This is a genomic window from Moorena sp. SIO3I6 (genome assembly GCF_010672095.1).
The window spans coordinates 1-1,011 of the sequence record NZ_JAAHHU010001767.1 but is presented as its reverse complement, the minus strand read 5'-3'; the positions used below and the strand labels follow the sequence as shown (position 1 = coordinate 1,011).

The window sequence follows — 1,011 nt, the reverse complement described above, 5'->3', positions numbered from 1 at the left end:
TACCACTGGTGCGGAAACGCTGACAAAGACTAATTCCGTCAACCTTTGGCAGCAACAAGTCCAGTACAATCAGGTCGTAAGTATAAGTTGACCCATAGGCCCATCCCTGTTCACCGTCAGTGACAGCATCAATCACATAATTTTGCTTGGGAAGGCTGTTTTTGAGTAAATCAATTAAAGACTCATCATCCTCCACTAGTAATAGTCTCATGTTTACAACTACAAACGTTCAACAGTAATAAATCACAACTTCCATTGCAAGAGTTCTGCTATTTTAATAGCCAAAGTTATAGAATTAAAGGGTTTGATAATAATACCAGCAATCCCGTTTTTTTTAAACGGGTGTTGCTCTGCTATCTGAGTCTTTGCCGTCAGAAAAATAACGGGAATTGACTGGGTTTTAGAATTTGCTTTTAACTTCGCAAAAGTTGCGATTCCATCCATATCTGGCATCATTACATCAAGTAAGATTGCGTCTGGCAGTTTAGTTTTAGCCATAGCGATACCTTCCAAGCCTGAAGAAGCTGTTAGTACCTCCCAATCTGTTTCAAGTTCGAGACCGACTTGCACCACTTCCTGGATAGTTTCTTCATCGTCAATTAGCAAGATGCATTTAGTACTCATGGTTATCTTCTTCTTGCTGTTTTAAAGCGGGTAGGGTAAAATAAAAAGTACTGCCTTTACCTAAAGAACTCTCTGCCCAAATTCTGCCGCCGTGTTGCTGGATAATTTTGCGGCAAATCGTTAGCCCCAGACCTGTTCCACCTTTCTTACGGGAATCAGATGAGTCCACTTGCTCGAAGCGCTCGAAGATACTTTCGAGCTGGCTATTGGGGATGCCTTGTCCCTGATCTTTGACTTGAAATGTGACATAGGCAGTTGTGGAGCATCGCAGCTGTTTCTGCTTTTTGGTTCTATTAACCTCGTTATCTGTGATTGCAGAGAGCCAAACTGTGCTATTGGCAGGTGAAAACTTAATTGCGTTGCTTAGTAAATTAGTCAAGGTTTGGA

General features: G+C 41.6%; 3 protein-coding genes. All 3 read right to left on the bottom strand.

The features are described 5' to 3' along the window. On the bottom strand, nucleotides 1–211 hold a 211-nt coding region (locus F6K49_RS52985), incomplete at its 3' end, for a response regulator (protein ID WP_293111165.1). Between the two features lie 32 nt (nucleotides 212–243). Beyond that, nucleotides 244–606, bottom strand: coding sequence for a response regulator (locus F6K49_RS52980; protein ID WP_366514391.1), 363 nt, complete (start codon nucleotides 604–606; stop codon nucleotides 244–246). 7 nt (nucleotides 607–613) lie between these two features. Beyond that, nucleotides 614–1,011: ATP-binding protein (locus F6K49_RS52975; protein ID WP_293111161.1), on the bottom strand; the 398-nt coding region annotated here is incomplete at its 5' end.